Annotated in this window: 12 protein-coding genes and 1 pseudogene; 10 read left to right on the plus strand and 3 right to left on the minus strand. The window is 74.2% G+C overall.

Going from position 1 to position 14,265, the window contains the following annotated elements; translation table 11 throughout:
- The first annotated feature begins 92 nt into the window (after positions 1–92).
- The 3 genes from D450_RS0114030 to D450_RS0114040 all read left to right on the plus strand — a co-directional run bounded on the left by D450_RS0114030 (position 93) and on the right by D450_RS0114040 (position 1,378).
- Positions 93–455 (plus strand): hypothetical protein, encoded by a 363-nt coding sequence (locus D450_RS0114030; protein ID WP_039820504.1) that lies wholly within the window; start codon positions 93–95, stop codon positions 453–455.
- Positions 440–874 carry a type II toxin-antitoxin system VapC family toxin gene (locus tag D450_RS0114035; protein ID WP_017539299.1) on the plus strand — a complete coding sequence of 145 codons (435 nt, stop codon included), beginning with the start codon at positions 440–442 and terminating at the stop codon, positions 872–874. The genes D450_RS0114030 and D450_RS0114035 overlap by 16 nt, the downstream gene beginning before the upstream one ends.
- A gap of 75 nt (positions 875–949) precedes the next feature.
- Positions 950–1,378 carry a CBS domain-containing protein gene (locus D450_RS0114040; RefSeq protein WP_017539300.1) on the plus strand — a complete coding sequence of 143 codons (429 nt, stop codon included), beginning with the start codon at positions 950–952 and terminating at the stop codon, positions 1,376–1,378.
- Here D450_RS0114040 and D450_RS0114045 read toward each other — a convergent pair.
- Entirely contained in the window at positions 1,365–1,703 is a 339-nt protein-coding gene (locus D450_RS0114045; protein ID WP_017539301.1) for a hypothetical protein, read from the minus strand. The genes D450_RS0114040 and D450_RS0114045 overlap by 14 nt on opposite strands.
- Before the next feature lie 196 nt (positions 1,704–1,899).
- Between D450_RS0114045 and D450_RS0114050 the strand changes: the two genes are divergently transcribed.
- The 3 genes and pseudogenes from D450_RS0114050 (at position 1,900) to D450_RS0114060 (ending at position 6,450) form a co-directional block, all read left to right on the plus strand.
- Positions 1,900–2,853 (plus strand): ornithine cyclodeaminase family protein, encoded by a 954-nt coding sequence (locus D450_RS0114050; protein ID WP_017539302.1) that lies wholly within the window; start codon positions 1,900–1,902, stop codon positions 2,851–2,853.
- 395 nt (positions 2,854–3,248) lie between these two features.
- A pseudogene (locus tag D450_RS30195) lies at positions 3,249–5,004 on the plus strand (SPFH domain-containing protein).
- A complete protein-coding gene (locus D450_RS0114060) occupies positions 5,005–6,450 on the plus strand; it encodes an SPFH domain-containing protein (protein ID WP_017539304.1) in 1,446 nt (481 codons plus the stop codon).
- Positions 6,451–6,690: 240 nt separating this feature from the next.
- On the opposite strand, the gene D450_RS0114065 is transcribed toward D450_RS0114060, so the two are convergent.
- Together D450_RS0114065 and D450_RS0114070 are read right to left on the minus strand one after the other, a co-directional pair.
- A complete protein-coding gene (locus D450_RS0114065; protein WP_017539305.1) occupies positions 6,691–6,882 on the minus strand; it encodes a hypothetical protein in 192 nt (63 codons plus the stop codon).
- A gap of 148 nt (positions 6,883–7,030) precedes the next feature.
- Positions 7,031–7,723 (minus strand): hypothetical protein, encoded by a 693-nt coding sequence (locus D450_RS0114070; protein ID WP_017539306.1) that lies wholly within the window; start codon positions 7,721–7,723, stop codon positions 7,031–7,033.
- A 714-nt stretch (positions 7,724–8,437) separates the two neighbouring features.
- On the opposite strand from D450_RS0114070, the gene D450_RS0114080 reads away from it, so the two are divergent.
- From D450_RS0114080 to D450_RS0114095, 4 genes are all read left to right on the plus strand, one after another.
- Positions 8,438–9,151 carry a ribonuclease HII gene (locus D450_RS0114080; protein ID WP_017539308.1) on the plus strand — a complete coding sequence of 238 codons (714 nt, stop codon included), beginning with the start codon at positions 8,438–8,440 and terminating at the stop codon, positions 9,149–9,151.
- An 843-nt stretch (positions 9,152–9,994) separates the two neighbouring features.
- Positions 9,995–12,388: an AAA family ATPase gene (locus D450_RS0114085; RefSeq protein WP_017539309.1), complete on the plus strand. Its 2,394-nt coding sequence runs from the start codon at positions 9,995–9,997 to the stop codon at positions 12,386–12,388.
- A gap of 45 nt (positions 12,389–12,433) precedes the next feature.
- The gene (locus D450_RS0114090) at positions 12,434–13,156 is read left to right on the plus strand and encodes a nucleotidyltransferase family protein (protein WP_017539310.1); all 723 of its coding nucleotides are present in this window, start codon (positions 12,434–12,436) and stop codon (positions 13,154–13,156) included.
- Positions 13,157–13,304: 148 nt separating this feature from the next.
- Positions 13,305–14,084: a tyrosine-protein phosphatase gene (locus D450_RS0114095; RefSeq protein WP_017539311.1), complete on the plus strand. Its 780-nt coding sequence runs from the start codon at positions 13,305–13,307 to the stop codon at positions 14,082–14,084.
- Positions 14,085–14,265 lie beyond the last annotated feature (181 nt).

The following is a 14,265-nucleotide window of genomic DNA, read 5'->3' on the forward strand; positions in this document are numbered from 1 at the left end:
CCCGAATGCGGGGCGCCCCCGCTCTCGTGTTCCTGTTCCCTCGGGTCCCCGTTTCCGGGACAAGTGGTAGGACCATCAGTACGATCACGGGTATGGCTGCCGATTCCAGAAGCAGAGCGGGGCGGACCGCCTCCGAGGCGCAGAAGAAGCGGATCAAGAAGGCCCAGCGAAAGGCGTCGAGCGAGCGGGCGCCGCGAGAGAAGAAGGAGAGGGAAGAGCAGAAGGCCGGAAGCGCGCCCATGCGCAAGGTGAGCGTCACCCTGCCCGCGGAGCTGACCGATGCCGTGCAGGACCGCGTGGGGCGCGGACGGTTCAGCAGCTACGTGGCGGACGCCGTCGCACGGCAGTTGGAGCATGACCTCTTGATCGAACTGGCGGATCAAATGGACAAGGAGTGCGGCCCCGTCCCCGAGGAGCTTGTGCGGGAGGCTGAGGCCGAATGGCCGGACGTCTGATGGCCCGGGGCGGCACACTTGTTCTCGACAGCGAAGGACTGGTCAAGCTCGCCGCCCGGGACGAGCGTGCGCGTGCCCGTCACAAGGCCGTGATCGCGCGGGGCGGGCGCGTTGTGGTCTCGGCCGTGACCCTGGCCGAAGTATTGCGCGGTGCTCGGCGTGACGCCGCTGTCCACCACGTTCTCAAGCACATCACTCTGCGCGATGTCACTGAGACGACGGCACGGCGTGCAGGTGAGCTGCTCGGGTCCTCCGGCCTGTCGGGCCACCGTTGCACCATCGACGCGCTGGTCGCCGCGACCGCGCTGGGCGAGGAACGTCCGGTCGTCCTGTTGACCAGTGACCCCGACGACATGGGCAGACTCGTGGAAGAGCCGGACCGCCCCAAGGAGCGCAAGGCCATCGTCGCGAAGGTCTGACGCACTCTGCTTGTACCTTGATTGGAGTCACCTCGGCACGGGTAACCCACGGTCACCGATCGAAAGGTGGCCGCCATGCTGATCGCCGAGCTCCTTCGCGCCAAAGGCTCCGACGTGGTGACGGTCCGGCCCGACACCCCGGTGTCGGAGCTCCTCGACCGGCTCGCACGGCACAACATCGGCGCCGTCGTCGTCGCCGAGGCCGGCAAGGTCGCCGGAATCGCCTCCGAGCGCGATGTCGTGCGGCGCCTGGCCGAACAGGGGGCGTCCCTGCTCGACCGGCCCGTCTCCGAGATCATGACCAGGGCCGTCATCACCTGCAAGACCTCCGACACGATCGACGCGCTGACCGTGCTGATGACCGAGAACCGCGTCCGCCACGTCCCCGTGCTCGCCGCGGGCGCCCTGGTGGGCATCGTCAGCATCGGCGACGTCGTCAAGAGCCGCATCCGCCAGCTCGAACTCGACCGCCAGCAGCTGGAGGCCTACATCACCCAGGGATGAGTTCCCCGCCGGAGGAGTCCGACCCGCCGGAGCGCTCGCCGAAGGCCCAGGCCGCCGCTGCGGTCCCGGCGGTGACGGCCAGCACCGACGGCCAGGAGCCGATCTTCTTGGCCAGGGGGTGGCTCAGTCCGAACGCGCCCAGGTACACCCCGGTCAGCGCGGCCGCCCTGCGCGGCCCCGCGCCGCGCCGCCACGAGGCGTAGGCGGCGGCGCCGCACGCGGCCAGCACCACGCCCCCGAGCGGGCGCACCCCGGTGGCCCGGGCGGCGGTGTAGCCGCCGACGAGTCCGGCGGTGGTGATCACGGGGCTGGGAACCGAGGGCATCGGGCACTCTCCTCACGCTCGGGTGCGGCGGCACCGGTCGGCGCCGCCCGGGACCGCTCGGGACCGCGCGGCGCCGTGCGTTGCCGCGCGTTGCCGCGGCGCGGTCCACCGTGCCCACGCTATCCCTTCCGTCCCCGAACGCACCGGAGTGCCGGAGGGGTTGTCCCCGGTACCGGAACGGGGAAGGCTCCTCCATGTGACACTCTTCCTCGGACGATCGGACCTGCTGGGCGTGTTCGACCTGCACGCCTGCATCGACCGGCTGTGGGACGGCTTCACCGCCGGGGCCGCGCCGGTCGAGGCCCAGCGGGTGCGCACCGAACTCCCCGGGCCCGGCACCGCCACCGCGCTCATCCCCGGGCTGCTGCCCGGCGTGCCCGCCTACTCGGTCAAGGTCAACGCCAAGTTCCCCGGCGCCCGCCCCGCCCTGCGCGGCGTGGTCTGCCTGCACGACCTGGGCAGCGGGGAACTGCTGGCGCTGCTCGACTCGGCCACCCTGACCGCCTGGCGCACCGGGCTCTCGGCCGCCCTGGCCGCGCACACCCTGGCCCGCTTCGACGCCGAGGTGCTCGGCATCGTCGGCTGCGGCGCCCAGGCGGGGCTGTTCTCCCGCGGCATCATCGGCATGCGCCCCGTCTCCCGCTTGGTCGTCGCCGACACCGACCGCTCCCGCGCCGAGGCCTTCGCCCAGCGCTGCGCCGAGGAGTTCGGGGTGCCGGCCACGGTCGCCGAGGACGCGCCCGCGGTCGCCGCCGAGGCCGACATCGTCCTCACCGCCACCTGGTCGCGCACCCCGCTGCTGAGCGCCGCCGACGTGCGCCCCGGGACCCAGGTGACGTCGCTGGGCGCCGACGAGCCGGGCAAGGTGGAGCTGGCCGCGGACCTGCTGCGGGCGGCGCGGGTGGTCGTCGACGACGCGCGTCTGGCCTTGTCCTCGGGGGCCGTGGGCAACGCGGGGCTGGACGCCTCGGCCATCGACGCCACCCTGGGCGAGGTGCTCGGCGGGACCGCGCGCGGGTCGGCCGGGCCGGACGGGGTGGGGGTGTACGCGCCGGTGGGCGTGCCCTGGCAGGACCTGGCCCTGGCCTGGTACGGCTACCGGGCCGCCGCCGACCGCGGCACGGGCACCGCCCTTGACCTTCTGGCCTGAGAAGCGCGGCCCGACCGGCCCGAGAGCACGGACCGCGGACCGTGGGCGCGCGGTGTCCGGGAGCGGCCCGTGCCGGCCCATGTGACGCGCCGCCCCTGCCGGCCGCCCCTGCCGGCCCGGTGCGCCGGGGCCCGGGCGGCTCGGGGCTCCCCGCGGAGCCTCGGAGCGCCCCGCCCCCATGCGCCCCTCCGAGGTGCCCCTCCGACCTGCGGTTGCGCCGCGCGCCGCGCCGCCAGGCCCGCCTCCCGGTCCGATACCCGATGGTCACCGGCAAGAGAGCGGTCCGTCCCCTCTCTTGTGGGAGGATGCGGCCACTTCGCTTCGGACGGTGGAACCGCCGCGGCAGCACCGGCGTCGAATCCGCAGGTCCGACAACACCAAAGGAGTCATCACCCATGTCCTTCGCACAGACGGTGCGGGGGGCCGCCGCGAGCGTCGCCCAGGGGGGCGACCCGCGCGAAGCGGTCTCCGACGCACTCCGCGAGGGGGCGGAGGGGATCGGGCTCGATCCCAACGACTTCCTCGCGGCTCGGGACCAGGGGGCCTCCACCGGCACCCGGATCGAGCAGAAGAGCACGTCCCTCAACAACACGGGCGAGGCCCTGAACCGCAGCTCGTTCGAGCGCGGCGCGAGCGGCCCGGTGCACGTGATCTGCCCGATGGTCATCCCGCGCGGACGCACCTTCTTCGCACTGCTGCCCTCGATCCTGCTGGCCGTGGTCGGCCTGCTGGGCCTGGGCGCCACCGCCGCCCTCTTCGGCTTCGCCCTCAACCCGTTCTTCGGCCCCCACTACTGGGTCGTCCTGATCGCCTTCACCGCGTTCATGTGGTGGCGCCAGGGGATGGTCATGGTGCCGGACGGGTGCCAGGCGCTCATCACCCGCTTCGGCAAGCTGGAGCAGATCGTCGGACCCGGCCGGGTCACGCTGCTCAACCCGTGGAAGCGCGTGTCCTACATCGTCAACACCACGCGCGAGTACCCCTTCAACGCGCCCATCCGGGAGGCGCCGACCAAGAGCGGCGTCAAGGCCTCGGTCGACCTGTTCGTGCAGTTCCGCATCGAGGACCCCGAGCAGTTCATCTTCGTGCTCGGCGCGGTGCAGGGCTTCCAGGAGAAGCTGAACAACGCCATCAGCGAGACCACCCGCAGCCTCATCTACGACCAGCAGGCTGCGGACATCTACGACATGGTGGGGGAGAACACCGCCCGGCTGCTGGAGAACCTGAACTCCCAGTTCCTGCCGGCGGTGCGGCTGACCAACGCCAACATCACCCACGCCGAGCCCTCCAGCCAGGAGTACCGGATGGACCTGGCCGCCACCGAGATGGTGCGGGTGGCCAAGGAGGCCTACACCTACGAGTACGAGCTCCAGCTGCGCAAGGAGCAGAACGAGGGCGACCTGAACAAGGAGCTCGCCTCGCTCAACGAGACGCTGTCGGCGATCCAGGCCGACATCGCCCAGTACCAGGCGCAGATGGACACCGCCCTGGAGCGGGAGACCAACCGCGCCCGGGCCGAGGCGCGCCAGCGCTTCGTCGAGGCCGAGAGCACCGCCCACGCCAACGCGGCGCTGCTGGAGGCCCAGGCCCTGGACATCCGCGCCGTCAGCGCGGCCGAGGCCCCCGAGATCCTCGACTACCGCTACCAGCAGGAGCTGCTGGACCGGCTGGGGGGGGTCCCCCNACGGCGACGAGTCGAGCGTCAACTTCCTGCGGGTGGCCCAGAACATCATCGGCGAGACCCAGTCCCAGCTGTTCTCCGACGAGGACATGCAGGCCGTGCGCACCCGGATGGACGAGATCTCGGCCCGCATCGCCGAGCGGGAGTCCGAGATCGAGGCGCTGCTGCAGGAGGAGCGCACCACGGTCTCCGCGCCCGACCCCGAGGAGCACGACGTGCCGGGGGAGGACCGGGTCGAGGAGATCCGCCGCTCGGTCTCCGATGAGGCGGTCACCGAGCGCATCGAGGAGACCGTGGCCGACGAGCCCGGCGCGGAGTCCGAGGCCCCGCCGGCCGCCCCGTCGGCCGCGCCGCAGGAGACGGACCCCTCCGCCATGCCGCCGCCCGCCGGGCCGCCGCACACCGCACCTCCGCCCCCGCCCTGGCCGCAGCCGGGGACCGACGGGCCCGGACCGCAGGGAGGCCGCTAGATGAACCAGCCCACGCACGAGCCCCAGCGCGGCGGCTCCTCCATCAAGGAGTCGCTGGCCTCCTGGGGCGACATCGCCCGCCTGCTGCGCGGCGGCGACCAGGGCGCCCTGGTGCCGGTCGTCATCCCGCGCGACGGCCGCGGCCTGAAGTGGACCGCGCTGGTGTGGCTGGCGCTGTACCTGCTGCTGGCCGCCCTGATCGTGACCGTGCTGGCCCAGCCGCTGCTGATGTGGCTGGCGGTGCTGTTCTTCGTGGTGGCCCTGGGCGCCCTTGCCCTGGGGCTGCTGTGGTGGTGGCGCTCCTCGATCGTGGAGATCGAGCAGGGCACCGTCGGCGTGCTCACCAAGTACGGCGCGGTCGCCGGCACGCTCGACCCGGGCCGCCACTACCTGTGGCACCCCTGGTCGCGGGTGGACTTCGTGGTGGACACCTCCACCGAGATCCCCTACACCGCCCCCGTGCTGGCCTGCCCCACGCACGAGAACGTGCCGCTGAAGTCGATCGAGTTCTTCCTGAAGTTCCGCATCGTCGACGCGGTGGCGTTCGTGCGCACCATCGGCGCCAGCAACTTCGACCTGGTCCTGTCCAGCGCGGTGCAGGACGCCATCCGCCAGCGCAGCCGGCGGGTGCAGACCGAGAGCGCCTACGACCTGCGCGGCTCGGACGTGGCCGACATGCAGGACCTGCTCAACCGGCAGCTGCGCCGCTACGGCGTGGAGATCCGGGGCTGCAACATCCCGGACGTGCAGCTGCCCAACCAGTACCAGCAGCACCTGGCGACCCGGGAGCGGGTGGCCAAGGAGCTGGTCGCCTACGAGCAGGAGTGGGAGCTGACCCGCAAGCGCCGCATCGACACCCTGCTGATGGACATCGAGCGCTCCAAGAAGACCCGCGACGCCAAGATCGTCGAGGTCAACGCGGCCCTGAACAAGGCCCGCAAGGACGTGGCGCAGATGCTGGAGGAGCAGGAGACCGAGGCCCAGCGGGTGCGCCACGAGATCGAGACGCAGGGCCGCGGCGACCTGGTCGCCGCGCAGAACCAGGCCAAGGCCCAGCGCCGGCTGGCCACCTCCTACCGGGACAACCGGGCGGTGCTCCAGTACGAGCTGGCGCGGCGCCGCCTGGAGGTCGGCGCCAAGCTGGCCGAGCACGCGCCGCAGCCGGTGGTGGTGCGCACCGACGGCGCCTCCGGCGACGCCTCGGCGCTGTCCACCCTGATGCTGGCGCAGATGCTGCCCGACCTGGCCGGGCGCCGGCGGTCCGTGGGCGCGGGCGGCGGGTCCGAGGCCGCGGGCGACGCCTTCACCGAGGCCCAGGGCGCGGTGGCGGCCGCCGCCGGGCGCCAGCAGGACATGGCCCGCCGGTTCCAGAAGGACCAGAAGCAGGCCATGAAGGAGCAGTTCGAGAACGGGGAGGGCTTCGAGGGGCGCGGCGGCCGCGGCTGACCCCGCTCCGGGCCCTGCGGTCCCGCGCCGCACCGCCCCGGACGCCGGACGCGTTTCGGCCCTCCCGCCCGACGGGCGGGAGGGCCGAACGTTGGTCCGCGCATTACCCCCGTTTGAATCCGGCGCCTGTAGTGTCGGAGGCATCGGGGGGAGATTGTTCCCGGATTCCCACCGCCTCTTCGGCGGGATCGGTCGAATCCGGGAACAATTGTTTTGCGGGGGTGTCCGCCCCGGGGCGCCTCAGGCCGCCTCCACCAGCGTGCGGTACCCGCTGTCGATGTCGATTCCGTGGCGGGCGGCGATCTCCACCAGATCCTCGATCTCGGCCGCCTGCGCCAGGCACAGCTCGTCGTCGCCGCGCGCGTGCGCTCTGCGGAGCGCCCGCGTGGCGTCGTAGATGCGCAGGTGCAGGGTGGTCAGGAACTCACTCATCGCCGGTACCCGTCCCTTCCGGGCAAGTCCTTCTCCGTTGTTCGCACCACCATTACTACCGACGCCGGATAAAGCGCAGGTTAGAGGCGCGCAGATGGCAGAGAAAGGCGCCGGTGACATAGGACACCGGCGCCTGGGGAACCCGGGATCAGTACTCGGTCCAGGAGTACCAGTCGTCGGTGATGTGCTCGTAGACGCGATTGCCGTGGCCGGAGACGAAGACGCCCTCCTCCAGCGGCTCGGTGCTGTAGGCCAGGCCCGAGCGGTCGAGCAGGCCGGCCCCCTGCACCCCGTAGAGCGTCGTCCCGTCCCCGAGCACGCCCACCGAGGTGAGCGGGTACAGGCCCGCCCAGTCCCCGTTCATCGGGATGGTGGTGGAGCCGTCGGCGGTGGCGCGCACCTCCAGCAGCTGCTCGGCCGAGGAGGCGACCCGGCCCTGGAGCGGGACGTCGGCCAGGGACAGCACGATCGCGGCCGCCGCGACCAGCGGCGCGGCGATCCAGCGCATCCAGTAGCGCCGCACCATCGGCCGGGCGACGCCCATCGCGATGCCCAGGCGCAGGGCGCCCATCGCGGCCAGCACGGTGCCGCCGCCCATGCCCAGGACGAAGGCGGGCAGGTGGCCCCCGGGCACGCTGTCCTCGTAGAGCAGGACCAGGCCGATGACGGCGCAGGCCGGCAGGTACAGCCGACCGGGCGGGCGAGAGGACCAGGAGACCAGGCGCCGGCCCAGGGTGGGCCGGTGGGCGATCTGCAGCAGCGGCGCCACCGGGTCGTCGCCGGTGTGCGGCGCCGAGCCCTGCGCCGGTGACGGACCCTGTTCGGGAACCGAAGCGGTCATGGAGCGCGTTCCCCCAGGAGGACGAGTGGACTCGCACGCGGCCGGGGGAATGGGCCACCGGCGGCGCGTCAGGTACGTGACGGCCGCGACGCCGCGGCCCGCCCCTCAGGATACGGGAGCGGCGGCGCCTCTTCGGGCCTTCGGGCGCATCCCGGGCGCCCGATTCCGCGCGCCGCGGGCGCGCCCCGGACCCGGCGCACCCGGCCCGCCCCGCGCCGGGCGAGCCGGTCCAGGCCGTAGCGGCCGGGGACGAGGACGGGCAGCAGGCAGGCGGCGGCCAGCAGCGCCAGCTGGGCGGCGGTCGCGTCGGCCGGGACCCCGGGCAGGTCGGTGCGGCCCGCCCACACCGCCCCGGCCCCGGCCGCCGACAGCGCGGCCGGCAGCCCGCCGCTGACCGGCAGGGGCCACCCCNGCCAGCTCCACATAGGCCAGCGCCTCGCCGGCGCCGCCCGGCGGGCCCAGGGAGAGCCGCCGCACGGCCTGCTCGGCGAGGACCCACGCGGCGCCGGCGCGCACCGCCAGCACCCCCGCGTCCCGGAGCCGCCCGGCCGCTCCCGTGCCGGCCGGTCCTCCGTCGGCGCTCCGCATCGCCCGACCGCCCCCTTCACCGTCCCGGTCGCCGGTCCCCAGGGAAACTACCCAAGGTGATGGCCGATGGCTCTGCGTCACACGCGGGGTGCGGCGAATCTTCCGGGCGGAGTAGGGTGGGCTGCCGTGGCAGCCTCGACACCGACCCCGGGCCCGAAACGGCGCGAAGCGGTCCCCGCACCCGACTACCGGCTGGAGCACGAGCTCGCCGGGGGCGGTGCGCGCACCGTGGCCGGTGTGGACGAGGTCGGACGCGGCGCGTGGGCCGGACCGGTGGTGGTGTGCGCGGCGGTGGCCGACGGGAGCGCGCCGCCCGAGGGGCTCACCGACTCAAAGAAGCTGACGCCCAAGCGCCGCACGGCCATGGCCGAGGCGCTGGAGCCGTGGGTGGCCGACCACGCCGTGGGTCGCGCGGAGGCCGAGGAGATCGACGAGCTGGGCATGACGGCGGCCCTGCGCCTGGCGGCCCTGCGGGCCCTGGAGGGACTGCGGGAGCGGCCGGACGCGGTGATCCTCGACGGCCGGCACGACTACCTGGGGCCGCCGTGGCCGGTGCGCACCCAGGTGGGCGCGGACCTGGCCTGCGTGAGCGTGGCGGCGGCGTCGGTGCTGGCCAAGGTCCACCGCGACGCCTGGATGGCGCGCCTGGAGGAGGAGTGCCCCGGCTACGGCTTCGCGACGGCGGCGGGCTACCCCTCCCCGGTGCACCGGGCCGCCCTGTCCCGACAGGGCCCGACCCCCTACCACCGGGTGAGCTGGTCGTTCATGGACGACCTGCCGGACTGGTCCCACCTGCGCAAACCCAAACCCGGCCCGGCCGGCCAGACCGCCCTGCTCTGAGGGGCGGGGGAGCGGTCCCGCCGAGCGGACGGGGGCGGCGTCGCTGCGTGGGCAGGGGCGATGGCGGTGACGACGCGGGTGGACGCCCGACCGGGCGCGCCTGGCAGGCGCCGGGCCCGCCGCCCGGTGGCACAGGTCGCCGACACGCGGCGGCACGGTGGCGCGGCGCTGTCGGCCGCTCGGACGGTTCACGGCGGGGCGGTTCCTACGGATTCCGGGCCGAGCGCACCGCACCCGTGACGGCGACCCGGCCGACCTGGGGGGGGAGCCGCACATCGGCCCTGTCCGTTGGTGCGCTGGCATCTCCGACCGCCCCATCCGCCCAGGTGAGACATGGGCGCTCCACCGAGAGGCTGGAGTGGTGCCGCCCTCCGGGCGCATGGGCCACAGTGCGGTCCCCTGACGGGTGGCCTTCGGCCGCGCGAGGAGCGGCGGTCACGATCGCGGGTCGTGGCGCCTTCCGGGGCCGCGTCTGCCCGGCCCCCTCCTTAGGGCCCCCGACCGGGCACGTCCGCCGTAGCCGGTTCCGGTGTACTCAGCCGGTCGCCCGTTTCTCCCTTCTCCTTGCGGACACCGTCGTCCTGGCCGCCTATACGGCCGGTACCGGGCAGTGCCGCCCGCCGCTCCGTGGAGGTGCGGGGCCGTGCACCGCGTCTCCTCTGTGCGCTCACGTGTGCGCTGACGGCGGCCCCTGGGACGGTTCCCCGCCCCGGCCGGTGCCTGCGGTAGCGTCCTCGGGCGGCGACACGCCGGGCGGGTGCGGGGGCAGGCTGTTCTCCCGCCCCGGCATTCGCGGCAGTATGGGACGGACCGCGGAGGCGACGGGATGAGGGAGGCACGGGTATGCCGCGCGAAGACCGGTCCCGCTCGGCCCGCACGGGGACGGGGGGCTCCGCACTGCAGCGCGCCCGGGCCGCCTACCGCGCCCGCCCGCCCAAGACCCGGCTGGTCGCCGCCCTTGCCACGGTGACCGTGGCCGCGGTCGCCGCCTTCATCGCGGGCGTCCCGGTCCTGACCGCGGTCGCCGCGGCCGTGACCCTGCTGGCGGTGGTCGCCGCCCTCATGCACTCCACCGACGCGCTGGCCACCACCCTGGTCTGCGTGGGCTGGCTGGTCCTGGCCTTCTTACTCCTGCAGATCCCCATCCCCGTCGCCGACCGGTCGGTCCTGCTCCTGCTGCCGCTCATCCCCCTGCTGGTCTCCCTGGCCGCCTCCCGCATCCGCGAGTTCCCCGCCTGGCACACCACCCTTCTCGCGCTGCTCGTCGCGCTCATCGCGGGCATGGGCACCGGGCTGGCCGGGATGATCGCCGGAGGCGCCCCGCCCGCGCTCGGCCCGCTCACCGCCGCCTGTGCGGCCGGCGCCGCCCTGGTCTGGCGGGCGGTGGCCGCCTACCGGCTGCGGCGCGGCATGGTGCAGGTCGGCGGCGGCCCCCCCGCAGGCGGGGGACGGGGCGGCGGAGCCCCCACCGGGCAGGGGGGCGCGCAGCCGCGGGTGCGGGCCGGCGGCCGGCCCGCCGCGGGGGGGGNCCAGGCCCTGGCCCGCCTGGAGAACATGATCGGCCTGGACCCGGTCAAGCAGCAGGTGCGGGCGATCGCCGCCTCCATCGAGGCCGCCCGGCTGCGCGCCGACGCCGGGTACGCCGTCGACCGGCCCCTGCGCCACCTGGTCTTCTCCGGCCCGCCCGGCACCGGCAAGACCAGCGTCGCGCGCACCCTGGCCACCGTGTTCCACTCCTTCGGTCTGCTGCCCACCGCCCGGGTGGTCGAGGCCCAGCGCGCCGACCTGGTCGGCGAGTACCTGGGCGCCACCGCGATCAAGACCAACGCCCTGGTGGACAGCGCCCTGGGCGGGGTGCTCTTCATCGACGAGGCCTACTCCCTGGTCAACGAGGGCGACGGGCAGCCCGACCGGTTCGGCAGCGAGGCCGTGCAGACCCTGCTCAAGCGGGCCGAGGACGACCGCGACCGGCTGGTGGTGATCCTGGCCGGCTACGAGGAGGAGATGGACCGCCTGCTGGCCTCCAACCCCGGGCTGGCCTCGCGCTTCTCCACCCGTGTCACCTTCCCCAGCTACACCTGCGAGGAGCTGCGCCGCATCTGCGAGCACCTGTTCTCCGCCCGCGGCGACCTGCTCGACGCCGACGCGCTGCCCGGGCTCCGGCGCCGCCTGGAGGAGGTCGAGCAGCGCGGGGCCGTGGACGAGCTCGGCAACGGCCGCTTCGCCCGCTCCCTGGTGGAGAAGGCCGCCGAGGCCCGCGACGTGCGGGTGGTCACCTCCGGCGCCGGCGACACCCCCGGCCCGGACGACCTGGTGACCGTGCGCGAGCCCGACATCGCGGCCGCCTACGAGGAGCTCACCGGCCGCCTGCCCGGCTTCGGCGAGGCCCCCGACCTGGAGGGCGCGCTGGCCGAGCTGGACGAGATGATCGGCCTGGAGCCGGTCAAGCGCCAGGTGCGCTCGATCGCCGCCCAGCTGCGGGTGGTGCGGCTGCGCGAGGAGCAGGGGCTGCCCACCCAGCCGCCCATGCGGCACTTCGTCTTCTCCGGTCCGCCCGGTACCGGCAAGACCAGCGTCGCCCGCGTGCTGGGCCGGGTGTTCGCCGCGCTGGGCCTGCTCACCCGTGCCGACGTGGTCGAGGCCCAGCGCTCGGACCTGGTCGGCGAGCACCTGGGCGCCACCGCCATCAAGACCAACAAGCTCGTCGACCGGGCCCTGGGCGGGGTGCTGTTCGTCGACGAGGCCTACGCCCTGGCCAACCCGGGCTACAGCGGCGGCGACGCGTTCGGGGCCGAGGCCGTCCAGACCCTGCTCAAGCGTGCCGAGGACGACCGGGCGCGCCTGGTGATCGTGCTCGCCGGGTACCCGAAGGACATGGACCGCTTCCTGGCCAGCAACGCCGGGCTGGGGTCGCGCTTCAACGTCCGGGTGGGCTTTCCCAGCTACACCCCCGACGAGCTGTCGGCGATCGCCGACGCCGTGGCCGCCCGCACCGGCGACGCCTTCGACGCCGACGCCCGCGAGGACCTGCGCAGCATCTTCGGGTACGTGTGCGAGGAGGGGTGGATCGACGAGCTGGGCAACGGCCGCTTCGCCCGCTCGCTCTACGAGAAGGCCTGCTCGCACCGGGACCTGCGGGTCGCCGAGGAGCTGGGCGAGGCCGCCACCGCCGAGGAGCTCACCCGGGTGACCAGTGCCGACCTGCGCTCGGCCTACGCCGAGATCACCCAGCGCTGACGCGGCCCCGGCGGCGCCGGGGCCGCCCCTGCTAGGGTCCGCTCCATGAACGCACCCAGCGCCCCCATCCGGGAAGCCGTCATCCTCGCGGGGGGCCAGGCCACGCGCCTGCGCCCGTACACCGACACCCGGCCCAAGGCGATGGTCGAGGTCGCCGACCGGCCCATCATCGACTACCAGCTGGAGTGGCTGGCCGGGCACGGGGTCGAGCACGTGGTGGTCTCCTGCGGCTACAAGGCCGAGGTGCTGCGCGAGCACCTGGCGGCGCGCACCGACGCACCGGAGGTCACCCTGCTGGTGGAGGACGAGCCCCTGGGCCGCGGCGGGGCGCTGCGCTACGCCGCCACCGGGCTGCGCGACGGACAGGCTCCGTACTTCGCGCTCAACGGGGACGTGCTCACCTGGTTCCCGCTGGACGAGTTCACCGCGTTCCACCGGGCCAAGGGCGCCACCGCCAGCCTGGCCCTGGCCCAGTACCAGACCAGCTGGGGCATCGTGGAGGTGGACGACGCCGGGACCATCGGGGGCTTCACGCAGAGCCCGATGCTCCCGTTCTGGATCAACGCCGGGGTGTACATCTTCGAGGCGGCCGCCACCGGGCTGCTCCCGGTCAAGGGCGACCACGAGTCGACCACCTTCCCCCGCCTGGCCGAGGAGAGGCGCCTGGCCGGGTACAGGATCGACGGGTTCTGGCGCGGCGTCGACACCGTCAAGGACGTGAAGGAGGCGAGCGAGCAGATTCCCGGGCTGCTCGCCGAGCGGGCCTGAAGGGCGGCGTCGGCCCGCCCGGCCTGGTCGGCGTCCCGGTCCTCCCGGTCGCCCGGCTGTCGGCCCGGGTGCGCCCGGCCGCGGGGCGGAACGGGTGCACGGCCCCTGCGGGAAGGGGCCGACAGACCGGGAGGTAGGCTCGGCCGCGATGACGAACGATGCCGCCCTCGCCACCCTCCCCAACTTCCGCGATATCGGCGGGTACCGCACCTCCGGCGGTGCCACCGTGCGCCGCGGCCTGGTGTTCCGCGCCGACGCCCTGGCCCGGGTGGACGACGGCGACCTCGCCGCCCTGTCCCGCTTCGGGCTGCGCCAGGTGCTGGACCTGCGCACTGCCTACGAGCGCACGGCCGAGCCCGACCGGCTCCCCGACGGCGCCGAGTACGCCGTGCTCGACGTGCAGGGCGACCACGCCACCGGCGGCAACCTGGAGCGCCTGCTCACCGACCCCCGTGCCGCCGCGGAGGCGCTGGGCGGCGGGGGAGCGGCCGCGTTCATGATGGAGGTCAACCGGGTCCTGGTGACCGAGCAGGACGCCAACACCGCGTACGCGGAGCTGGTCCGGCGCGCCGCCACGGGCCCGACCGCCGCGGTGTTCCACTGCACCGCCGGCAAGGACCGCACCGGCTGGGGCGCGGCGCTGCTGCTGAGCCTGCTCGGCGTCGACCGCGACACCGTGTTCGAGGACTACCTGGCCAGCAACCCGCGGATGGGCCGTCTGCGTCGGGGGATGCGGCGCCAGGCCGAGCGCAACGGCGTCGACGGCGACCTCCTGGAGCCGATCATCGAGGTCCGCGAGGAGTACCTGGCCGAGGCATTCGCCCAGGTGGAGCGCGTCTACGGCTCCTTCGACGCCTATGTCTCCGAGGGGCTGAAGGTGTCGCCCGACCTGGTCGGGACCCTGCGCGACCGCCTCCTGGAAGGCTGAGCGGTCCCCCGACGTCCCCGAAGGAACCGGGGCGGCGGTCTCGCAGTCCCGAGGCGTCGGGAGGCCGAGCCCGGTCGTGTCCGCTGGGGTGGTGGAACTGTCGGCCGCGTCCTTGTGAGGGGTGCGACCGCTGTGGCGTGATCGGCGGCCCCGCCCCGGGTGCGCGCCCCTCCTCGCCGTT

Source organism: Nocardiopsis halophila DSM 44494 (assembly GCF_000341245.1).
GTDB classification, from domain to species: Bacteria; Actinomycetota; Actinomycetes; order Streptosporangiales; family Streptosporangiaceae; genus Nocardiopsis_A; species Nocardiopsis_A halophila.

What these genes read in the sequence shown, in the direction of transcription:
- D450_RS0114030 (WP_039820504.1), top strand. Translation starts at nt 93, where the DNA reads ATGGCTGCCGATTCCAGAAGCAGAGCGGGGCGGACCGCCTCCGAGGCG.
- D450_RS0114035 (WP_017539299.1), top strand. Translation starts at nt 440, where the DNA reads ATGGCCGGACGTCTGATGGCCCGGGGCGGCACACTTGTTCTCGACAGC.
- D450_RS0114040 (WP_017539300.1), top strand. Translation starts at nt 950, where the DNA reads ATGCTGATCGCCGAGCTCCTTCGCGCCAAAGGCTCCGACGTGGTGACG.
- D450_RS0114045 (WP_017539301.1), bottom strand. Translation starts at nt 1,703, where the DNA reads ATGCCCTCGGTTCCCAGCCCCGTGATCACCACCGCCGGACTCGTCGGC.
- D450_RS0114060 (WP_017539304.1), top strand. Translation starts at nt 5,005, where the DNA reads ATGAACCAGCCCACGCACGAGCCCCAGCGCGGCGGCTCCTCCATCAAG.
- D450_RS0114065 (WP_017539305.1), bottom strand. Translation starts at nt 6,882, where the DNA reads ATGAGTGAGTTCCTGACCACCCTGCACCTGCGCATCTACGACGCCACG.
- D450_RS0114070 (WP_017539306.1), bottom strand. Translation starts at nt 7,723, where the DNA reads ATGACCGCTTCGGTTCCCGAACAGGGTCCGTCACCGGCGCAGGGCTCG.
- D450_RS0114090 (WP_017539310.1), top strand. Translation starts at nt 12,434, where the DNA reads ATGAACGCACCCAGCGCCCCCATCCGGGAAGCCGTCATCCTCGCGGGG.
- D450_RS0114095 (WP_017539311.1), top strand. Translation starts at nt 13,305, where the DNA reads ATGACGAACGATGCCGCCCTCGCCACCCTCCCCAACTTCCGCGATATC.